The sequence below is a fragment of the Maricaulis sp. ABE4_448 genome (assembly GCF_056160825.1).
Map to the genome: position 1 here is coordinate 465,823 of NZ_JBSWXX010000001.1, position 18,477 is coordinate 484,299.

An 18,477-nucleotide genomic window follows, 5' to 3' on the forward strand; every position below is an offset into this window, starting at 1 on the left:
GGGGTGTCTCCTCCCGGTCAGCCTGCCAGGGCCGCTGCTGTCGTCTTGGTGTTCGTGTCGTGAACCGGCGTGGTGCAAGCGGCGGCGTATTCCGCCGCAAGTTCGTCCACGATCTCCGCGACCGGCTGGGTGCGCTTCACCGAACCGACGCCATGCCCGGCTGACCAGACATCGCGCCAAGCCTTCACCTGGTTCTCGCTGTCGGCGAAGTCCGGGCCGCTGCCGCGTGAACCGTCTGCTCCGATACCCATCTTTTCCAGGCTCGCGCGCAGATAATGGGCCGGTGCGCCGGTCAGCTTGTCGGACAGGACAAGGTCCTCGAACTCGGCCGCGATCAGCATGTCGCGGTATTCAGCGTCGGCCAGGCTCTCGCTCGCCGCAATGAAACGGGTGCCCATATAGGCGAAATCGGCGCCGAGAACTTCGGCAGCGCGGACCGCGCGGCCATTGCTTATGGCGCCGCCCAGCATGATCGGGCCATTGAAGAACTCGCGCACGGCGGTGACGAAGGCGAAGCTGGACATGGCGCCGGTATGGCCGCCCGCGCCTGCGGCGACGAGAACGAGACCGTCAGCGCCCTGCTCGATCGCCTTGCGGGCGAATTTGACATTGTTGACGTCGGCAAAGACCAGGCCGTCATAGTCGTGGACTGCGTCCACCACACGCCCCGGCCCGCCCAGGGCCGTGATCACCACATCGGGCCGGTACTGCTTTACCAGGTCCAGCTCGGCGTCGAACCGGCCATAGGTCGAATGCGTTACCATGTTCGCGGCAAAGGGCGCGCGCGCCGTGTCGGCGTGGGTCGCGACCAGCCATTCCTCCAGCACATCAATGGTGCGGGCGTTCGGGAAGGGGAAGGAAGCCATCAGCCCGGCCGCCCGCGTGGCGGCGACCAGCTGCGGGCCGGACACCAGGAACATGGGGGCAACGACGGCGGGAAGGCGCATCCGGGCTTTCAGGCGGGCAGCGATCTCGGACTGTGACACGCGGGCTCTCCAACTAAACTTTCATAACCATACTCGCTGATGTCCGGCAGGACAAGCGCTTCTGCCGGCGCCGGTCAAAACTCGTATTCGCACAGGAAATTCCGGGCTAGGCTCGCCGCTTCAAGGCTTGGAGGGAGGGCCGTATGAACGTCGACAAGCAGATCTTTTCCGGCTGCATGCCAGCCCTGATGACACCGTGCAGTGCGGACGGGATTCCGGACTGGGATGCGCTTGTTGGAACGGGCCGCGATCTTGTCGATGCCGGCATGGATGCTGTCGTCTATTGCGGCTCGATGGGCGATTGGCCGCTTTTGACCGACGAACAGCGATGCGAAGGCGTGGCGCGTCTGTGTGCGGCAGGCCTGCCCGTTGTCGTCGGCACCGGCGCACAGAATACCCGGCGTGCGGTCGAAATCACACGGCATGCGGTTGAAGCCGGGGCGGCCGGCCTGATGGTCATACCCCGCGTCCTGTCGCGTGGAAGTTCACCGGCGGCCCAGCACGCACACTTCTCGGCCATCCTCGAAGCGGCCGACCGGCTGCCTGCGGTGATCTATAACAGCCCCTATTACGGCTTCGAGACACGGGCCGACCTCTTCTTCCAGCTGCACGGCCGCTATCCCAATCTCGTCGGCTTCAAGGAGTTCGGCGGGGCCGGCGCGCTGAGCTATGCCGCGGAGACCATCACCGCCGGCAATGACGCGCTGACGCTGATGGTCGGCGTCGATACCCAGGTCTTCCACGGTTATGTCAATTGCGGTGCGACGGGCGCCATCACCGGCGTCGGCAATGCCCTGCCGGCCGAAGTGCTGCGCCTGGTCGAGCTCAGTCGCCGGGCGGCGGATGGCGATCCGGAGAGCCGGCGTCTGGCCTGGGAATTGTCGGAGGCGCTGGACGTTCTGGCGCGGTTCGATGAAGGGCCGGATCTCGTTCTCTACTACAAGCGGCTGATGGTTCTGGAAGGGCACGCGGCCTACAAGCATCAGCTCTATACGCACGACAGGCTGAGCGCGTCGCAGACGGCCTTCATCGACAATGCCTGGCGGCAGTTCCGCGCCTGGTGGGCCGAGTGGCCCGGCGCCGCTGGCTGAACGAGGCAGCGATGCGGGTCATCGACTCCCATACGGGTGGCCAGCCCACGCGGGTGATCGTCGAGGGCGGCCCGGACCTGGGCGCCGGATCTCTACAGGACCGGCTGGAGCGATTCCGGACCCGCTTCGATCACTACCGCACAATGGCGGTGCTGGAGCCGCGCTGTTCGGACGCCATGGTCGGTGCATTGTTGTGCGAACCGGACGCTCCGGACTGTACGGCGGGGGTCATCTTCTTCAACACGTCAGGCTATCTGGGCATGTGCGGTCACGGCATGATCGGGCTCGCTGCCACGCTCGCCTGGATGGGCCGGATGGCGCCCGGTCTTCACCGCATCGACACGCCCGTCGGTGTGGTCGAGCTCAGGCTCATCGATACCAACACCGTGCAGTTCGAGAATGTTGAAAGCCGGTGCATGGCCCAAGACGTCGAACTGGATGTGCCGGGCCTCGGCCGGGTGCGCGGCGACATCGCCTGGGGCGGCAACTGGTTCTTCCTCACCGAAGACGCCCCGCTGCCTCTGGTGCCCGCCAACATTCCCGAACTGACGCGCGCAGCATGGTCGGTGCGCCGGGCGCTGGCGGCCGACGGGCTGACCGGCCTGGGCGGTGCCGAGATCGACCATATCGAGTTCTTTTCGAAGGCAGACGCCGGGCCCGGGGCCGACAGCCGCAATTTCGTGCTCTGCCCGGGCGGTGCCTATGACCGCTCGCCCTGCGGGACCGGAACGAGTGCCAAACTGGCCTGCCTGGCGCGACGCAATCGCCTTGCACCGGACGAGACCTGGGTGCAGGAGAGCATTATCGGCAGCCGGTTCTCGGGTTATTACCGCCCGGGGCCGGCCGGCGGGATCGTTCCGGTCATTACCGGAACCGCACATGTGTTCGCCGACACGCGGCTGGTCGATGACGCCGCAGACCCTTTCCGTCCGGGCATTCTGTGACGACGGGGCGGACGAATGGTTGCGGAAGACGGGCGTCCGGGGCTAGACAACCGTGCTGCCGGAACTGGTCGCGGTGGCAAAGGCAAGCGGGAGACGTGTGGTGAAAGGTATTGTGCTGGCCGGGGGTTCGGGAACGCGCCTGTATCCGGTGACCCGGGGCGTTTCGAAACAACTCCTGCCGGTCTATGACAAACCGCTGATCTACTATCCGATCAGCGCGCTGATGCTGGCGGGTATGCGCGACATCCTGATCATCACGACACCGGAAGATCAGGCCTCCTTCCAGCGCTTGCTGGGTGATGGCTCCGATCTCGGCGTGAACTTTTCCTATGCCGTGCAACCGCGCCCGGAAGGTCTGGCCCAGGCCTTCATTATCGGCGAGGACTTCATCGGCGGCGAGCCATGTGCCCTCGTTCTGGGCGACAATATCTTCTTCGGCCACGGGCTGCAGGGGTTGCTGAAGGACGCATCCAGCCTGACGCGCGGCGCTGAGGTCTTCACCTACCAGGTCGCCGATCCGGAGCGCTATGGCGTGGCCGAGTTCGACGACAGCCAGACCATCATCTCGATCGAGGAAAAGCCGCTGAAGCCGAAGTCAAACTTCGCTGTGACGGGGCTCTACTTCTACGACAACACGGTCTGTGACCGGGCGCGCGAGGTCCGGCCCTCGGCACGCGGCGAGCTGGAAATCACCACGCTCAACGAGATGTACATGCATGACGGCCTGCTGAAGGGGCATCTGATGGGCCGGGGCTATGCCTGGCTCGACACCGGAACCCACCAGTCGCTACTGGCGGCGGCCCAGTTCGTGGAGACGATCGAGACCCGCCAGGGCCTGAAAGTCGCCTGTCTGGAAGAGATCGCCTGGCGCCAGGGCTTCATCGATGACGAGCAGGTGCAACGTCTGGCAGAGCCGATGCTGAAAACCGAATACGGCGCCTATCTGAAGCGGTTGATCGGCGGCTAGCCACCGTCCGCATCAAGCGCGAGCCGTTGTGTCAGTTCACCGCGATTGCCGGCGATGTCGGCAATGGTCACACCGTCGAGCACATCCAGAAAGGCATCCAGTGCCTTGCGCCAGGTCTTCGACAGCCGGCACACGCCGATCAGCGGGCATGTGTTGGAGTCGTCATTGAAGCATTCGGCCAGTTCCAGGGGCGCCTCGGTCAGCCGCACGATTTCGCCGACGGTGATTGTGTCGGCAGGCTTGGCCAGGCGCACACCGCCGCTGCGGCCGCGTATCGTCTCCAGATAGCCCTCGCGGCCCAGCAGGTTGGCGACCTTGACCATGTGGTGAACCGAGACCTGGTGGATCATCGCGATGTCCGTCACCCGGCTGATGCGCTCGCCACGCAAGGCTGCGTATTGCAGCGTCCGCAGGGCATAATTGGTGAAACTGGTGAGCCGCATATCCTGCCCCTGAAATACCGGTAAAAACTATACCGCAATTCGCGGGCGTCAGCCACTCGTGTGACGCTCCGGTGACGGCGCCAGGGGGACTTGCCGGTAGGTGAGGCCCGGCCAGAGAGCCGCGTCGGGGATATGGGTGGCCAGCACGATCGCGGCGCCATGACTGCGCGCCCAGTCGCCGAGGTTCGCGGCCAGTGTCTCGCGCATGGGCGCATCCAGGCCCGCGAAGGGTTCGTCCAGCAAGACAAGATCCGGCCCGCGAAGAATGGCCCGGGCGATGGCGAGGCGCCGCAACTCGCCGCCGGACAGATTGCTGCCGCCCTCCTCGAGCGATTGATGCAACCCCTCCGGCGAGCGCGTCACCACCGGCAAGAAGAGCGCGGTCCGGCAGGCTTCCAGCAGGCGCGCATCATCGGCGTCGGGCTGGGCCAGCCGCAGTGCATCGGCGAGCGTCCCGCGCATCGTGTCGGGCATTTGCGGGGCAAAGCCCGTGTGCTGCCGGACCGCAGCCGCGCGCAGGCTTGAAGCCTTGATGCCGGCATAGTCCAGCCTTCCGTCCAGGGGCGGGCGGAGGCGGGCGAGTGTTTCCAGAAGCGTGGTCTTGCCGCAGCCGGACGGGCCGGTGATCTCGGTGACGCTGCCGGCCGCCAGATCAAGATCCGGCACCTCGCACAGCGGCGCTGCCCCCGGAAAACCGATCTGCAGCTGACCGGTTCTGGCCGGCAGGATCGTGCCGGGCTCCGGTTCGGGATCGGCCGGCTCGGCGATGGCTGGCTGTGCAGCCATGCGCGTGTTCAGCCGCGACAGGGCCAGTTCAGTGGCTGGATAGGCCGTCAGCGCGCCCAGTGCGATGGCCAGGCTTTGGTGAGCGGCGAGGACAGACAGCGCCGTGCCGGCGAGAAGCGGCACTGTGGCTCCGCTGCCCAGCATGACGGCAAGTGTCGCCGACAGGCCGCCAAGGATGGCGATGAAGGCCCCCGCCAGCCGTGAGCGCCGGCCGGCGGAGAGGGCTTGGGCCGCCGTTTCAGCGGACAGGGAGCCCAGCGCCCCGGCCGCATCGCCGAACCGGCTGAGCGCTTCGAGCTCCACCCGGTTCTCCACCAGGCTGGCCGCCTCGCGGCGGTAGCGGTCGTTCAGTGTCTGCAGGCGGGCATCGATCCGGCGTTGCTCGGCGATGCCGAACCGGCCTGTTGCCAGCGCAAGCGCCAATCCGCCGGCGACGACTGCGAGCGGCACCCAGCCGGCAAGACCGGCAAATGCCAGCGCGATCAGGGAGGCCGCGGTGGCACTCGCGGCCGGCAGCCACAAGCGGAGCAGGGCGCCCTCGGCGAGGCGGACATCATCCAGGAAAACGGCCAGACTGTCCGAGGCGGGCCTTGTCAGACCGGCGCGTGCGCGCGCCTCGGCCTCGAACAGGTGCCGCCGCAGCCGCGCCGACAGGCGCAGCGTGGCATCGTGCCCGGCCAGCTGTTCGCCATAGCGTGCCAGGATGCGACCCATCGCAGTGCCGCGTACCGTGGCGCTGGGATAAAGATGGTTGAAGGCATAGGCACTGCCCGCGGCGCCCGCGATCGCGCTGGCGGTGAGGAACCAGCCCGATATGCCCAGCAGCAGCGCGGCCATCGCGCCGCCAGCCGTGGCCAGCACAAAGGCCAGCGCGATCCGGCCGCGGAATGGCCGGCCCAGCCGTGTCCACAGCGCGATCATGAGCGGCGCTCCATCGCAATGACGGCGTCGGCGATGGCGCGCGCGGCAGGGTCGTGGCTGGCCATGATCACCGTCCGTCCGGAGGCGAGCTGGCGAAGGGTTGCAAGCAGCGCATCCTGGCGTTCGGCATCGAGATGGGCGGTGGGCTCGTCCAGCAGCAGGACAGGCGCGTCTGCGAGCACGGCCCGGGCAAGGGCAAGCCGCTGCAGTTCGCCGCCGGACAGGCCGCTGCCGCCGGGGCCGATCCGCATGTCGAGCCCTTCTGGCCGGTCCGCAATGAAGTCGCACCCGGCTGTGTTGAGCGCGGCGCGGCAAGCCGCATCGTCCGCGCCCGGAACGGTGAGCTGGAGATTGTCGCGGATCGTGCCTTCCAGCGCCCAGGGTTTCTGTCCGATCCAGGCGATGGAGCTGGCCAGCGAGTGGCCGGCCGGCAGGATCTCGCCGTCGACACGGATTTGCCCGCCAACCGGCTCGGCCAGGGCCAGCAGCGACATCAGGACCGAAGTCTTGCCGCAGCCGGACGGCCCCCAGAGCAGGGTGATCCGGCCCGGTTCGGCGAGGGCGTCGAAACCCGCGAGCACGATCTGCCCGCTGCGGGCCAGGTCGACGGATTGCCAGGCGATCCGCGGTGCCTGCCCGCGCGCGCCGAGCCGGACGATGGGCGTCGCATCCCCGGTCCCGGCAAGTTCGGCCAGGGACTCCGCCCCGGCGCGGGCATCGCTGCGCGCATGGTGAAGCGCGGAGAGCTGGCGCACGGGCGCAAAGAATTCCGGCGCCAGAACCAGGGCGGCCAGCCCCTCCCGCAAGGTCAGCGCCTCGAACGTCTCGAACGGGAAGACGCCCAGCAGTTTGAAACCGACATAGACCGCCACCAGCGCGATCGAGATCGAGGCGAAAAACTCCAGCACGGCGGTCGAGAGGAAGGCCACCCGCAAGATTGCCATGGTGCGGCGGGCCAGCTCGTCGGCGGCCGCTTCGATGACACCGGCTTCGCGCGTCACGCCGTTGAAAGCGCGGATCGACCCCGCCATCCGCACACGGCTCTCGAAGGTCCCGGCAAGCGTATCGAGCGCGCCCTGCTGAGCGCGGGCCAGTGCGGCGGTTTCCGACGCGGTCAGCCAGATGAAGACCGGCAGCATCACGGTCGAGGCCAGGATCAGCGCGCCTGCCAGCCAGCTCTGGGTGAAGATGGCGATGACGATGAGGACGGGGGTAATGACGGCGGCAGTCCGGCCCGGCAGCCAGTGAGCGGTATGACCGGAAAGGATGGCGGTGCGGTCGACCAGCTGTGCCGTGCGTTCGCCGCCGGGCGCACCGTCAAACAGGGCCGGGCCGGCCTTTGCCGCCAGACCTGCCATGTCCTGCCGTGCGGCCGCGACCAGTCCCTGTCCGGCGCGCTCGGAAGCCTGCGAACGCAGCCAGTTGAAACCGCCGCGGCCGATGAGTGCCGCGCCCGCGACAAGGAGGGCGGGGAGGGCGTTGCGTCCATCCACGAGGGCCGAGATCGCCGTGGCAAAACCGAGCGCGAAGGCGATAGCCGCAAGCGTGTCCAGAAGGATCGCCAGTTCGGCCAGCCGGACATCGCGGCGCGCAGCGCCCGTCCAGCCTTTCAGGCGGGCAGTGGCCGTCATTTCGGTATCGGTCTTTGCGGTCATGCAGCCTGTGCGGGTCCGGTGTGCGACGTTTCGCCCGTTGCGCCTGTCGGTAAAACTTGTATTTCAGGTGCAAGTTAACGCGTCGGAACCGGAGTTCAACCATGGAACACTTACTGGTCGCGGACCTTTCGCGATGGCAGTTCGCGCTGACGGCGATGTACCACTTCCTGTTCGTGCCCCTGACCCTCGGCCTGTCGATGATCCTGGTGATCATGGAAGGCGCCTATGTCCTGACCGGCAAGCAGGTGTGGAAGGACATCACCAAATTCTGGATGAACCTGTTCGGGATCAACTTCGTGCTCGGGGTTGCGACCGGGATCACCATGGAGTTCCAGTTCGGCACGAACTGGTCCTACTACTCACACTATGTCGGCGACATTTTCGGCGCCCCGCTCGCGATCGAGGGCCTGATGGCCTTCTTCCTGGAAGCGACTTTTGTCGGCCTGATGTTCTTTGGCTGGGACAAGCTGTCGCGGCCGGTCCACTGGATGGTTACAGGCCTGGTCGCACTGGGCTCCAACCTCTCGGCCCTGTGGATCCTGATCGCAAACGGCTGGATGCAGGCGCCCGTCGGGTCGGAATTCAATCCGGACACGATGCGCATGGAGATCACCAACTTCATGGAGGTGCTCTTCAACCCGGTCGCCCAGGCCAAATTCGTGCACACGGTGTCGGCCGGCTATGTGACGGCCTCGGTGTTCGTTCTCGGCATCTCCGCCTTTTACCTCTTGAAGGGCCGCCATCGCGGACTGGCCAAACGGTCGGTCGCGGTTGCCGCGTCCTTCGGCCTGGCCTCGGCCCTGTCTGTCGTCGTCCTGGGCGATGAAAGCGGCTATACGCTGACCGATCACCAGCGCATGAAACTCGCGGCCTTGGAAGCCATGTGGCACACCGAGGAGGCGCCGGCTCCGCTCACGCTGGTCGGCCTGCCCGACCAGGAGGCGCGGGAAACGCATTTCGAGATCCAGGTGCCCTGGCTTCTCGGCCTGATTGCCACCCGCAGCATTGACGGTGACGTACAGGGCATCCTGCCGCTCGTCGCCATCGCACAGGACCGGATCGAGAACGGGATATCGGCCTATGATGCGGTCCAGCGGCTCAATGCCGATCCGGAGAATGTGGCGGCGCGCGAGCAGTTCGAGCTGACCAAGCAGGATCTGGGCTATGCCCTTTTGCTGATGCGCTATGTCGACGATCCGCGAGAGGCAACGCCGGACCAGATCCAGCAGGCCGCCTGGGATACGGTTCCCAACGTCGCCATGGCCTTCTGGTCCTTCCGCATCATGGCGGGCCTCGGCTTCTTCTTCATCGCGGTCTTTGCCCTGGCCTTCTATCTGGTGAGCCTGCGCCGGCCCTTCCCGCGCTGGTTCCTGCGGCTGGCCGTGGCGATCATTCCCCTGCCCTGGATTGCTGCGGAGCTAGGCTGGGTGCTGGCCGAGACCGGCCGTCAGCCCTGGGTGATCGATGGCGTGCTGCCGACCTTCATGGGCGTGTCCAGCCTGTCGGCCAGCCAGGTGATCCTGACGATGGTCGGCTTCACCCTTCTGTACGGCACGCTCGCCGTGATCGAGGTGACGCTGATGGTCCGGGCGATCCGCAAGGGCCCGACGGCAGAAACACCGGTCGCGACACACCAGCCTGCATCCGGCGGTTTCCCCGAAGCCGTGCCGGCGCCGCTCTACGACCGATAGGAGACGCATATCATGGAACTGCCTCTCGACTATCCGACGCTCCGCGTCATCTGGTGGGGCCTTCTGGGCGTCCTCCTGATCGGCTTCGCCCTGACCGATGGCTATGACCTCGGCGTTGCGACCCTGCTGCCCTTCGTCGCAAAGACCGATGCCGAACGCCGGCTCGTGATCAACACGATCGGGCCGATGTGGGAGGGCCACCAGGTCTGGCTCATCCTGGGCGGCGGCGCGATCTTTGCGGCCTGGCCCTATGTCTATGCCGTCAGCTTCTCCGGCTTCTATCTCGCCATGTTCGTGGTGCTGTCGGCGCTGATCCTGCGGCCGGTCGGTTTCAAATACCGCTCCAAGCGCGACAGTGCGGTCTGGCGCTACAGCTGGGACTGGGCGCTCTTCATCGGTGGCTTCGTGCCGGCACTGATCTTCGGGGTCGCCGTGGGCAATGTGCTGCGCGGCGTCCCGTTCGATTTCGACAGCATGCTGCGGGCGACCTATGAGGGCGGCCTGTTCGGTCTGCTCAATCCCTTCGCCCTGCTTGCCGGTCTGGTCTCGGTCGCCATGCTGGTCATGCACGGCGCATCCTGGATCGTGGTGAAGGCCGAGAAAGGGCCGGTGCGTGACCGGGCGGCCCGCTTCGGATCGATCGCGGCCATGCTGACGATCGGACTGTTCGTCATTGCCGGTGTCTGGGCCGCCACGATCCTGCCGGGCTACACGATCACATCGGACGTTCTGCTCGACGGTCCGTCCAATCCGATGCGCAAGGCTGTCAGCGTCGAGGCCGGCGCCTGGGTCCACAATTTCGTGCGCTATCCCTGGATGGTGCTGGCGCCGCTGATGGCGGTGGCGGGGGCTTTGCTGGCTGCTGTCAGCCTGGGCAGGAAGCAGAATGCGGCGAGCCTCGCCGGATCGGCCATGTCGGTCTTCGGTGTTGTCGCAACCGCCGGGGTGTCGATGTTCCCCTTCATCCTGCCCAGCTCGCTCAATCCCGACGCCAGCCTGACCGTGTGGGACAGCTCGTCCAGCCACGGCACGCTCTTCTTCATGCTGATCATGACGGCGATCTTCGTGCCGCTGATCGTTTTCTACACCAGCTGGGTGTTCAAGGTGCTCTGGGGGCGTGTCACGTCCGATCAGGCCACCTCGCCCGGCTCCTACTGACCGGAGGTCTTGGAACCATGTGGTATTTTACCTGGGTACTTGGTCTTGCCGCCGCCCTCGGCTTTGGAATTCTCAACGCGCTCTGGCTGGAGTTCACCTCGGATGCGGAGGATGGCGGGCTGGATTGATGTTGTGCTGTCGCGTCAGGCGGCCACGTCCTGACGCGGCGGTACCCGTCCGCTCGCCATGAACTCGGCCAGTTGCAGGCGGTATTTGCGCCCCACACGCACCATCTCCCCATTGGCCAGCTCGACCGAATGCGTGCCATGGCGGTCGGCATGGGTGCGCTCGATCTGATGCACATTGACGATCGCCGAGCGGTGAATGCGCAGGAAGTCCGCCGGATCAAGCCGTTCCTCCAGTTCACGCAGCGAGATCCGGTGCAGAAGCTGCCGGTTGCGCAGGTTGAAATGGACATAGCTGCGCGCCGCCTCGATCCACACGATCTGTGACTGGGGCACCCGCACGGTTTCATGGCGGCAGCGGATCCAGAAATCCCGGTAAACCGGTGCACCCGCTTCGGAGGCGTGGCCCTGGCGAATGCCGGCCAATGTCTCGCTGAGCACGGCAACGCGTGCGAGGTCCCGCCGGTGCTGCAACTCGATGCGCACACGTCGCAGGCATTCCTCCAGTCGTGCCGCTTCCACCGGCCGCAGCAGGAAGTCGGTCACCTGCAGCTCGAATGCAGTAAGGGCGTGGATCGGCAAGTCGCCCATCATCACAATGACCGGGCCATCGTCTCCGGTGCCTGCCGGGCGCGAGAGAAGGCGTTCGAGCCGCGGCTGGTCACTGCCGAGAAACACCACATCCGGCGCCGTGCCATGCCAGGGATCATCCTGACCGGCCGACGGACGGGCGCCGGCGCATATCGTGTCTGCGAACCGGTCGAGTTGCCGCTGCAATTGGGTCCGGGCCAGTTCACGGCTTTCAAGAATGAGGCAGCGCATGGCATTCCTCCACATAACGCACTGAATAACGTGATGGATTGGCTACCTCGGCGCTTCGGGCATGCCTATATGCCGGGCCCGGGCGAGTGACGGGTTTCGGGGTGCCCGGGTTCGTCACAGGCGCTGGCGGGTTAAACCCGGATGCCGTCGTTCGTCGTTTTCCTGCGCCGTTCGCAACAGGCGGCCCCGTTTCGTCGCAATTCCGGGCGGTCCGGCGCCTCTCGTGCGACGTGCGGGGCGTGTGAGGTGACAGAAATGTAAGCCCTTCGCGTGATCGCCGTCATGCTCCGGATGACAGGTTGGACGGGGTGTTCAAGCGGTTCGGGGCGTGGGGAGGCTCGGCGTGACGACGCAGTTTCCAGATTTACATGGCAGGGGAGTCCCGATGCGCTGGGCGCTCCGGGTCGTCGGTGGCGGCTGCATCGTCTGGGCGCTTCTCGTTCTCGTCTTCGTCGCCGTGCAGTACCGGGAAGCCGTGTCCGACGGGGCGCCGCCCAGCTTCGCACTCGGCGTCCGGCATCAATCCGTGTTTTCCGCGACTGCCCTGCCTGCGATCATCGCAGGCGCCCTGGTCGGACTGCGCCACGCGCTCACCGGAAGCCCGGCCTGGCGCCGCTGTGTGGAGGCGTCCGGCGTTATCGTCGTATTCGCGATGGCCGACTATTTCTGGACGGTGCTGGTTCTGTCTGCCTATACCGGCGTACCGGCCCAGACGCTGGTGGCATCCACACCCTCCCTGTTCTGGCTGATGCTGCCGACCTTTACGGGCATGGCCTATCTTTCCGGGGCCCAACTGAAGGGCCTTGTTCTGCGCAGCGGCGACGCGGCGTGGGGCGGGCGAACGGCGCGTCTGGCGGTACGGTCGGCCGGACGCACTGATTATGTGGCGCTGGATGACATCGTTATAGTGTCAGCACAGGGCAATTATGTTGCACTTGTGGACCGGTCGGGACGCGAAGTGCTGCACCGTGCGACCATGATCGAGATGGCGCAGATGCTCGACGGACAGGGTTTCGTCCAGGTGCACCGGTCGCATTTCGTACGTCCCTCGGACGTCGTTTCCACCGAACAGCGCCGTGAACGGATCGCATCGGTCCGGCTTCGCAGCGGCCAGGTTCTTCCCGTCAGCGCGACCGGAAGCGCGGCGCTGATGGCGGCTCTGAAGAGCACGGCGGCCGCATCAACGGCCTGACCCGATGTCCCTGCGCTTGTCAGGACGCAACCAAGCACCCTGGGCTCGAAAAAGTGGTGCGCCACATTGGAAGATGTCCGGCAGCCCCAAGAATGGGGTGCAGCGTTCGACCGGTGTGGGAATGCCGCGCCTTGCGAGACCAGGTTCAAACCCTGCAGCCCTGAGCGCGTTCCATGTGAGCACCGACCCCGTCACCGAATGCAGTGACAGGCTCGGGTCGAGCGGAGCGGGAACAAGAGGAAAAATGGCGCACCCAAGAGGATTCGAACCTCTGACCTCTGCCTTCGGAGGGCAGCGCTCTATCCAGCTGAGCTATGGGTGCGCGAGACGGCGAGGCTTAGCCGATACGCGGGGCAAGTGCAATTGGCTTGCTCCCCATATTGCGCGCCGATTTCAGCGCGGCCCCGGTCAGGACAAGACCCGAACAGCGGGGGCTTTCATGAACAGGCGTGACGAGATCACGCGTTCCGCGCAGCCGATAATGCCGCCGGCGAGGTTTCACGCTTTCTCCCGCCGGAACGCCAGGACGGCGCCGTCACGAGGTGGCAGCGCGCGAGGGTCGGGCCGTCTGCATTTTTGCGCGGTCCGGTCGTGTCGTGAAGGACGCTGTTGAGCCCCGATTCTCTGTCTGGCCTCGGCGTGATGTTGGGGGCAGGATTGCGGGCCATCGCCGCACAGCGGAACACGTCATGTCTCTTACGCCGAACGCCCTTGCCGATCTTGCCTCTGTCATTCCGGTTCTCACCGTCAGCGACGTGGCCGATGCTGCACCGCTGGCCCGTGCCCTGGAGGCCGGAGGGCTCAAAGTAATCGAGATCACCTGGCGCACCACTGTGGCTCTGGATGCATTGCAAGCCATGAAGATTGCAACGCCGGGCCTCATCGTGGGCATGGGCACCATCCGAAGTCCCGAGCAGGTCGCCCGGAGCGTGTCGGCCGGCGCCGACTTTCTTGTCTCGCCCGGGCTGACGCCCCGGCTTGCGCCGGTCTTGCACGATGCGGGCGTGCCGGTCTTGCCCGGTGTGGCGACCGCAAGCGAGGCAATGACGGCGGCGGAGGCCGGGTTCGAGCTGCTCAAGTTTTTCCCGGCAGAACAGGCTGGCGGGATCGACTATCTGCGATCCTTGCAGGGGCCGCTTCCGGACATCCGCTTCTGTCCGACGGGCTCGATCACCCGGGAGCAGGCGCCCGAATATCTCGCGCTCGGGAATGTCGCCTGTGTCGGCGGTTCATGGGTTGCCGCCGCAAGCCAGGTCAAGGCTCGCGACTGGGCGGGGATCGAAGCGAATGCGCGCGCAGCGGCGGCAATGCGCACCTGACCGGCAACCCCGCTTCACTCCGTATGCGAGTGAAGTATTTCGATGCCTTTCCTGATAATGAACCCCGGACTGGACCGACGGAATTCCTGTCCTACTTCGTTCAACACCATTATGGGTTAGCAGAGCGCTAGCGCTTGCAATCTGCTGGGAGGCCCGATTGACGGCTGGATTTACGGTTCGCGGGGCCGTGCTTTGCACGGCGCTCGCCTTTTTGATGGCGGCATGTGGCGGCCAGCCTACGGCTGGCGGGCCGCCTGCAGGCGGTGGCCGTGCGGACGAGGCGATCCGTGTTGTCACCCAGCCCGTCCGGTTCGCGCGCGAGCGTACGGACATCGAAGCGGTCGGCACGGCCCGGGCGCGTTCCACGGCGACAATCTATCCCGAGGCCGGCGGCATCGTGACCGATGTTCCCTTTGTCACCGACAGTCATGTCGAAGCGGGTGCCGTCCTGCTGCGGCTGGACGATCGTGAGGAACAGCTCGCCGTCAACCTCGCCCGGGTATCCGTGCAGGAGGCCGAGCAATTGCTGGCCCGTTATCGCCGGATCGAAGACACCGGCGCCATTTCCGCCAGCCAGATCGACGAAGCCCGCACCACGCTGGACGCGGCGCGTATCGAACTGCAGCAGGCGGAGATTGCGCTGGGCGAGCGCACCGTGCGGGCGCCGTTTGCCGGACATGTTGGCCTGACGAACATCGATCCGGGTTCACGCATCACGCCGACGACGGTCATCGCCCAGCTGGACGATCGCAGCGTGCTCTTTGTCGACTTCTCGCCGGCCGAGCAGGTGTTCGGCCGGCTGCGCGAGGGTGACACGGTCACGGCCACGCCATTCGCCGATCCCGATCTTGCCGTCGAGGCCGACATTATCGCCGTCGACAGCCGGATCGATCCGACGCGCCGCACCTTCACCGTGCGGGCCAGTATCGACAATGAGGCCGATGTGCTGCGGCCGGGTATGAGCTTCCGCGTCGCCTTCACCATTGAAGGCCAGTCCTATCCGCGCCTGCCCGAAGCGGCGATCATCTGGGGTGGCAGCGGTTCCTATGTCTGGGGTGTCGATGGCGATACGGCATTCCGCGTGCCGGTCGATATCGTGGCGCGCAATGAAGGCCATGTCCTGGTGCGCGGCGATCTGCAGGCCGGCGCCCGCATTATCACCGAAGGCGTCCAGAAAGTCCGTGAAGGCAGCCGCATTGTCGATGTCGGCGAGCGGGAGACCGGGCTCGCGGTCGGCGGTTCGCCCATTGTCTCGGATGAAACCCGATGAGCCTGCAGCGCAACGATCTCCCCGCACTGGCCGTCAAACGTCCGGTCCTCGTCGCGGTGCTCAACCTGCTGATCATTATTGGCGGGCTGGCGGCCCTGTTCGGCGTTGAGGTTCGCGAACTGCCCGATGTCGACCGGCCGGTCGTCTCGGTCACGGCAAATTTCCCCGGCGCGGCGCCGGAAACCGTCGATGCCGAGGTCACCAGCATTCTCGAGGGTGCCGTGGCGCGCGTCTCCGGCGTGCGGGAAATCGATGCCCAGAGCGAGGAAAACGGCTCGCGCATCCGGGTCGAGTTCAACCCCGGTGTCGATCTGGACTCTGCTGCAGCGGACATCCGCGAGGCGACGTCGCGCGTGGCGCGTCAGCTGCCCGACCGGGTCGAGCAGATCCGCGTGGTGAAGGCCGACGACAATGCCGATCCCATTGTCCAGATGGCGGTGCTCTCCGATGCCCATGACGAAGAGACGCTGACGGCCATCGTCGAAAACGACATCGTGCCGGAATTTCTCTCCATCGAAGGCGTGGCCAGCGTGAACATGTTCGGTGATCGCCAGCGCCTTCTGCGCGTGGTGATCGATCCGCTGCGCCTCAGCCGTTTCGGTCTCACAGTCGGCGATGTTGCCGATGCGCTCAGCCAGGCACCCTTCGATGTGCCGGTCGGCAGCTTCCGCTCCGAAGACCAGCAATTGCTGGTGCGGGCCGAGGCGACGGCGGCAACGCCGGAACGGGTCAAGGATGTCATCATCGACGGCAATACGCGTGTCGGCGATGTGGCCGAAGCCTTCTTTGCGCCGGCCGATGCGACCAATTTCGTGCGTCTCGACGGCCGGCCGATCATCGGGCTCGGCGTGGTGCGTCAGGCCCAGTCCAACACGATCTCGATTTCCGACGGGGTGCGCGAGACGGTCGAGCGTCTGAATGGCCGTTTCGACGATCTGGAAGTGCGCATCACCTCCGACGACGCCGTCTTCATCCGCGGTTCCGTGCGCGAGGTCCTCACCAGCCTGGCGATCACGGTGGTGATCGTCATTGCGACCATCTGGCTGTTCTTCGCCCGGTTCCGCGCCTCGCTGATCCCGTCCACCGCCATTCCCGCGGCCCTGGTCGGGGCTCTGGCCGGCATCTGGCTCTTGGGCTTCTCGGTCAATCTCCTGACCCTCCTGGCCCTGGTTCTGGCGACCGGGCTCATCGTCGACGACGCCATCGTCGTGGTCGAGAATATCCAGCGCCTGCAGAAAAAAGGGCTGGGCCGGCGGGCCGCGGCCGTGCTGGGCACGCGCCAGGTCTTCTTTGCCGTCGTCGCGACCACGGCTGTCCTGGTCTCCGTCTTCATCCCGATCTCCTTCCTGCCTTCGACGGCAGGACGTCTGTTCCGCGAATTCGGCTTTGTGCTGGCGTTGGCGGTGGTGATCTCGTCCTTTGTGGCGCTGTCCATCGTGCCGGCACTGGCCGCGCGTCTCTGGCTGCGTTCGGAAAACCGCCAGCAGGGACCGCTCGAGCGGATCGGCGGTCGCGTCTCGGATGGTTATGCCAAACTTTTGCGGCTCGCCCTGAACCGTCCCTGGATCACCGCCGGCATCATGATGGTGACGGCGCTGGGGGCCGTTATCGCCTTCACCTCGCTCGAACAGGAGCTGGTGCCGCAGGAGGATCGCGGGCGCATTTATATCTTCGCGACCGGACCGGACGGGGTCGGGCTCGATTTCATGGAGCGCCAGGCCGACCAGGTCGACGCGATCGTCCAGCCCTATCTGGAGAGCGGTGAGGTGACGTCGGTCTTCTCCATCGTCGGCCGCTGGGATCCCAACCGTATCTTCATGACCGCAACCCTGGCGGACTGGGAAGACCGCGATCGCAGCCAGCAGGAGATCATGGCCGAGATGCGCCGTCCGCTGTCGCAGATCCCGGGCCTGCGCGCCTCTGTCTTCGGACGCGGCAGCCTCGACATGCGCGGTTCCAGCCGCGGCGGTATCCAGGTCGCCCTGACCGGCCGGGAGTATGCCGAGATCTATGAGGGTGCCCTCGCGCTTGAACGGGCCATCGATACGGAAAGCCGGATCCTGTCCAATCCGGAAATCTCCTACCAGCCGACCCAGCCGCAATTGTCGATCCGCATCGACCGGCGCCGCGCGGCCGATCTCGGCGTGCCGCTCAACGAGCTGTCCGTGACCCTGCGCGCCATGGTCGGCGGTGACGAGCTGGTCGACCTGAATGTCGGCGACCAGGCGATCCCGATCTTCCTTGAGTCCGCCAATGGCACCATCGACGACCCGACCGATCTGCAGAACCTCTATGTGCGCTCCAATGCCGGCGAACTTATCCCGCTCTCGGCCCTGACCACGCTGGTCGAGGAAGGTGTGGCCGCCGAGCTGAACCGGACCGAGCAGCGCCGCTCGATCGATGTCGAGGCCGATGTCGCGGCGGATGTCGCCCTGTCCGACGCTGTCGCCGAGATCGAGCGTCTGGCCGAAACGGCCCTGCCGCCGGGCATCGAGATGATCATGATGGGCGATGCGCGAACGCTGAACGAGACCTCGCGCGACATGGCGATAACCTATCTGTTCGCCTTCATCATCGTCTTCCTGGTCCTGGCGGCACAGTTCGAGAGCCTGACGAGCCCCATCGTCGTCATTCTGACAGTGCCCTTCGGCCTGGCCGCTGCAGTCTATGCGCTGGTGCTGACGGGCACATCCCTCAACATCTTCTCGCAGATCGGCCTGGTCATGCTGATCGGCCTGATGGCGAAGAACGGGATTCTCGTGGTCGAATTCGCCGACCAGCTGCGTGCGGAGGGCAAGAGTGTCCGCGAGGCGATCGAGGAGGCGGCGACGATCCGTCTTCGCCCGATCGCCATGACGCTGATCTCGACGGTGCTGGGTGCCCTGCCGCTGATCCTGTCGACGGGGGCCGGTGCCGAGGCCCGCACCTCTATCGGCTGGACCGTGTTCGGCGGGCTGGGCCTGTCGGGCCTGTTCACCCTCTTCCTGACCCCGGTGATCTATCTGGGCGTCGCCCGGTTCGGCAAACCGCGCTCGGTCAATCTTGTCGAACTGGAAGAAGAACTGGCCCGCGTCGAGAACGACCCCGACACCCAACCGGCAGAATGA

15 protein-coding genes and 1 tRNA gene are annotated in these 18,477 nt (G+C 65.8%); 10 read left to right on the forward strand and 6 right to left on the reverse strand.

The genetic code is table 11. The annotated features are described in order from the left end of the window. Nucleotides 1-17 precede the first annotated feature (17 nt). A complete protein-coding gene (locus ACXAJV_RS02345; RefSeq protein ID WP_475081480.1) occupies nucleotides 18-986 on the reverse strand; it encodes an NAD(P)H-dependent flavin oxidoreductase in 969 nt (322 codons plus the stop codon). A gap of 143 nt (nucleotides 987-1,129) precedes the next feature. On the opposite strand from ACXAJV_RS02345, the gene ACXAJV_RS02350 reads away from it, so the two are divergent. The 3 genes from ACXAJV_RS02350 (at nucleotide 1,130) to rfbA (ending at nucleotide 3,988) form a co-directional block, all read left to right on the forward strand. After that, nucleotides 1,130-2,077 (forward strand): dihydrodipicolinate synthase family protein, encoded by a 948-nt coding sequence (locus tag ACXAJV_RS02350; RefSeq protein WP_475081482.1) that lies wholly within the window; start codon nucleotides 1,130-1,132, stop codon nucleotides 2,075-2,077. Continuing rightward, nucleotides 2,056-3,021, forward strand: coding sequence for a proline racemase family protein (locus ACXAJV_RS02355; protein ID WP_475081483.1), 966 nt, complete (start codon nucleotides 2,056-2,058; stop codon nucleotides 3,019-3,021). Before ACXAJV_RS02350 ends, ACXAJV_RS02355 begins: the two co-directional genes overlap by 22 nt. 100 nt (nucleotides 3,022-3,121) lie before the next feature. Continuing rightward, nucleotides 3,122-3,988, forward strand: a complete 867-nt coding sequence (gene rfbA / locus ACXAJV_RS02360; protein WP_475081484.1) for a glucose-1-phosphate thymidylyltransferase RfbA — start codon at nucleotides 3,122-3,124, stop codon at nucleotides 3,986-3,988. Here the strand turns inward: rfbA and ACXAJV_RS02365 are convergent. Genes ACXAJV_RS02365 through cydD form a run of 3 tightly spaced genes read right to left on the reverse strand, consistent with a single transcriptional unit; the run spans nucleotide 3,985 to nucleotide 7,793 of the window. Then, nucleotides 3,985-4,431 carry an Rrf2 family transcriptional regulator gene (locus ACXAJV_RS02365; RefSeq protein WP_475081485.1) on the reverse strand — a complete coding sequence of 149 codons (447 nt, stop codon included), beginning with the start codon at nucleotides 4,429-4,431 and terminating at the stop codon, nucleotides 3,985-3,987. The genes rfbA and ACXAJV_RS02365 overlap by 4 nt on opposite strands. Nucleotides 4,432-4,479: 48 nt before the next feature. Next, nucleotides 4,480-6,138, reverse strand: a complete 1,659-nt coding sequence (locus ACXAJV_RS02370; protein WP_475081487.1) for an amino acid ABC transporter ATP-binding/permease protein — start codon at nucleotides 6,136-6,138, stop codon at nucleotides 4,480-4,482. Further along, the gene (gene cydD, locus ACXAJV_RS02375) at nucleotides 6,135-7,793 is read right to left on the reverse strand and encodes a thiol reductant ABC exporter subunit CydD (RefSeq protein ID WP_475081488.1); all 1,659 of its coding nucleotides are present in this window, start codon (nucleotides 7,791-7,793) and stop codon (nucleotides 6,135-6,137) included. Before cydD ends, ACXAJV_RS02370 begins: the two co-directional genes overlap by 4 nt. A 101-nt stretch (nucleotides 7,794-7,894) precedes the next feature. Here cydD and ACXAJV_RS02380 point away from each other — a divergent pair, with 101 nt between their 5' ends. From ACXAJV_RS02380 to cydX, 3 genes are read left to right on the forward strand one after another with little or no spacing between them, the layout of a single operon-like run. Further along, nucleotides 7,895-9,484: a cytochrome ubiquinol oxidase subunit I gene (locus tag ACXAJV_RS02380; RefSeq protein ID WP_475081490.1), complete on the forward strand. Its 1,590-nt coding sequence runs from the start codon at nucleotides 7,895-7,897 to the stop codon at nucleotides 9,482-9,484. Nucleotides 9,485-9,496: 12 nt separating this feature from the next. After that, on the forward strand, nucleotides 9,497-10,642 hold the full coding sequence (gene cydB, locus ACXAJV_RS02385; protein WP_475081492.1) for a cytochrome d ubiquinol oxidase subunit II: 1,146 nt from the start codon (nucleotides 9,497-9,499) through the stop codon (nucleotides 10,640-10,642). Nucleotides 10,643-10,659: 17 nt separating this feature from the next. Continuing rightward, a complete protein-coding gene (gene cydX, locus ACXAJV_RS02390) occupies nucleotides 10,660-10,770 on the forward strand; it encodes a cytochrome bd-I oxidase subunit CydX (RefSeq protein ID WP_475081493.1) in 111 nt (36 codons plus the stop codon). Nucleotides 10,771-10,785: 15 nt separating this feature from the next. Here cydX and ACXAJV_RS02395 read toward each other — a convergent pair whose 3' ends face one another. Beyond that, nucleotides 10,786-11,589 carry a LytR/AlgR family response regulator transcription factor gene (locus tag ACXAJV_RS02395; RefSeq protein WP_475081495.1) on the reverse strand — a complete coding sequence of 268 codons (804 nt, stop codon included), beginning with the start codon at nucleotides 11,587-11,589 and terminating at the stop codon, nucleotides 10,786-10,788. 385 nt (nucleotides 11,590-11,974) lie between these two features. Here ACXAJV_RS02395 and ACXAJV_RS02400 point away from each other — a divergent pair, with 385 nt between their 5' ends. After that, nucleotides 11,975-12,781: a LytR/AlgR family response regulator transcription factor gene (locus ACXAJV_RS02400; protein ID WP_475081497.1), complete on the forward strand. Its 807-nt coding sequence runs from the start codon at nucleotides 11,975-11,977 to the stop codon at nucleotides 12,779-12,781. 245 nt (nucleotides 12,782-13,026) lie between these two features. Here ACXAJV_RS02400 and ACXAJV_RS02405 read toward each other — a convergent pair. Beyond that, a tRNA-Arg gene (locus tag ACXAJV_RS02405) sits at nucleotides 13,027-13,103 on the reverse strand. A gap of 367 nt (nucleotides 13,104-13,470) precedes the next feature. On the opposite strand from ACXAJV_RS02405, the gene ACXAJV_RS02410 reads away from it, so the two are divergent. From ACXAJV_RS02410 to ACXAJV_RS02420, 3 genes are all read left to right on the forward strand, one after another. Then, nucleotides 13,471-14,100 (forward strand): bifunctional 4-hydroxy-2-oxoglutarate aldolase/2-dehydro-3-deoxy-phosphogluconate aldolase, encoded by a 630-nt coding sequence (locus ACXAJV_RS02410; protein ID WP_475081499.1) that lies wholly within the window; start codon nucleotides 13,471-13,473, stop codon nucleotides 14,098-14,100. Nucleotides 14,101-14,257: 157 nt separating this feature from the next. Further along, a complete protein-coding gene (locus ACXAJV_RS02415; RefSeq protein ID WP_475081502.1) occupies nucleotides 14,258-15,370 on the forward strand; it encodes an efflux RND transporter periplasmic adaptor subunit in 1,113 nt (370 codons plus the stop codon). Next, the gene (locus tag ACXAJV_RS02420; protein ID WP_475081504.1) at nucleotides 15,367-18,477 is read left to right on the forward strand and encodes an efflux RND transporter permease subunit; all 3,111 of its coding nucleotides are present in this window, start codon (nucleotides 15,367-15,369) and stop codon (nucleotides 18,475-18,477) included. The genes ACXAJV_RS02415 and ACXAJV_RS02420 overlap by 4 nt, the downstream gene beginning before the upstream one ends.

Coding starts and splice junctions, on each gene's coding strand:
- ACXAJV_RS02380 (WP_475081490.1), top strand. CDS start 7,895: ATGGAACACTTACTGGTCGCGGACCTTTCGCGATGGCAGTTCGCGCTG.
- ACXAJV_RS02395 (WP_475081495.1), bottom strand. CDS start 11,589: ATGCGCTGCCTCATTCTTGAAAGCCGTGAACTGGCCCGGACCCAATTG.
- cydD (WP_475081488.1), bottom strand. CDS start 7,793: ATGACCGCAAAGACCGATACCGAAATGACGGCCACTGCCCGCCTGAAA.
- ACXAJV_RS02400 (WP_475081497.1), top strand. CDS start 11,975: ATGCGCTGGGCGCTCCGGGTCGTCGGTGGCGGCTGCATCGTCTGGGCG.
- cydX (WP_475081493.1), top strand. CDS start 10,660: ATGTGGTATTTTACCTGGGTACTTGGTCTTGCCGCCGCCCTCGGCTTT.
- ACXAJV_RS02420 (WP_475081504.1), top strand. CDS start 15,367: ATGAGCCTGCAGCGCAACGATCTCCCCGCACTGGCCGTCAAACGTCCG.
- ACXAJV_RS02370 (WP_475081487.1), bottom strand. CDS start 6,138: ATGATCGCGCTGTGGACACGGCTGGGCCGGCCATTCCGCGGCCGGATC.
- ACXAJV_RS02410 (WP_475081499.1), top strand. CDS start 13,471: ATGTCTCTTACGCCGAACGCCCTTGCCGATCTTGCCTCTGTCATTCCG.
- cydB (WP_475081492.1), top strand. CDS start 9,497: ATGGAACTGCCTCTCGACTATCCGACGCTCCGCGTCATCTGGTGGGGC.
- ACXAJV_RS02365 (WP_475081485.1), bottom strand. CDS start 4,431: ATGCGGCTCACCAGTTTCACCAATTATGCCCTGCGGACGCTGCAATAC.
- ACXAJV_RS02350 (WP_475081482.1), top strand. CDS start 1,130: ATGAACGTCGACAAGCAGATCTTTTCCGGCTGCATGCCAGCCCTGATG.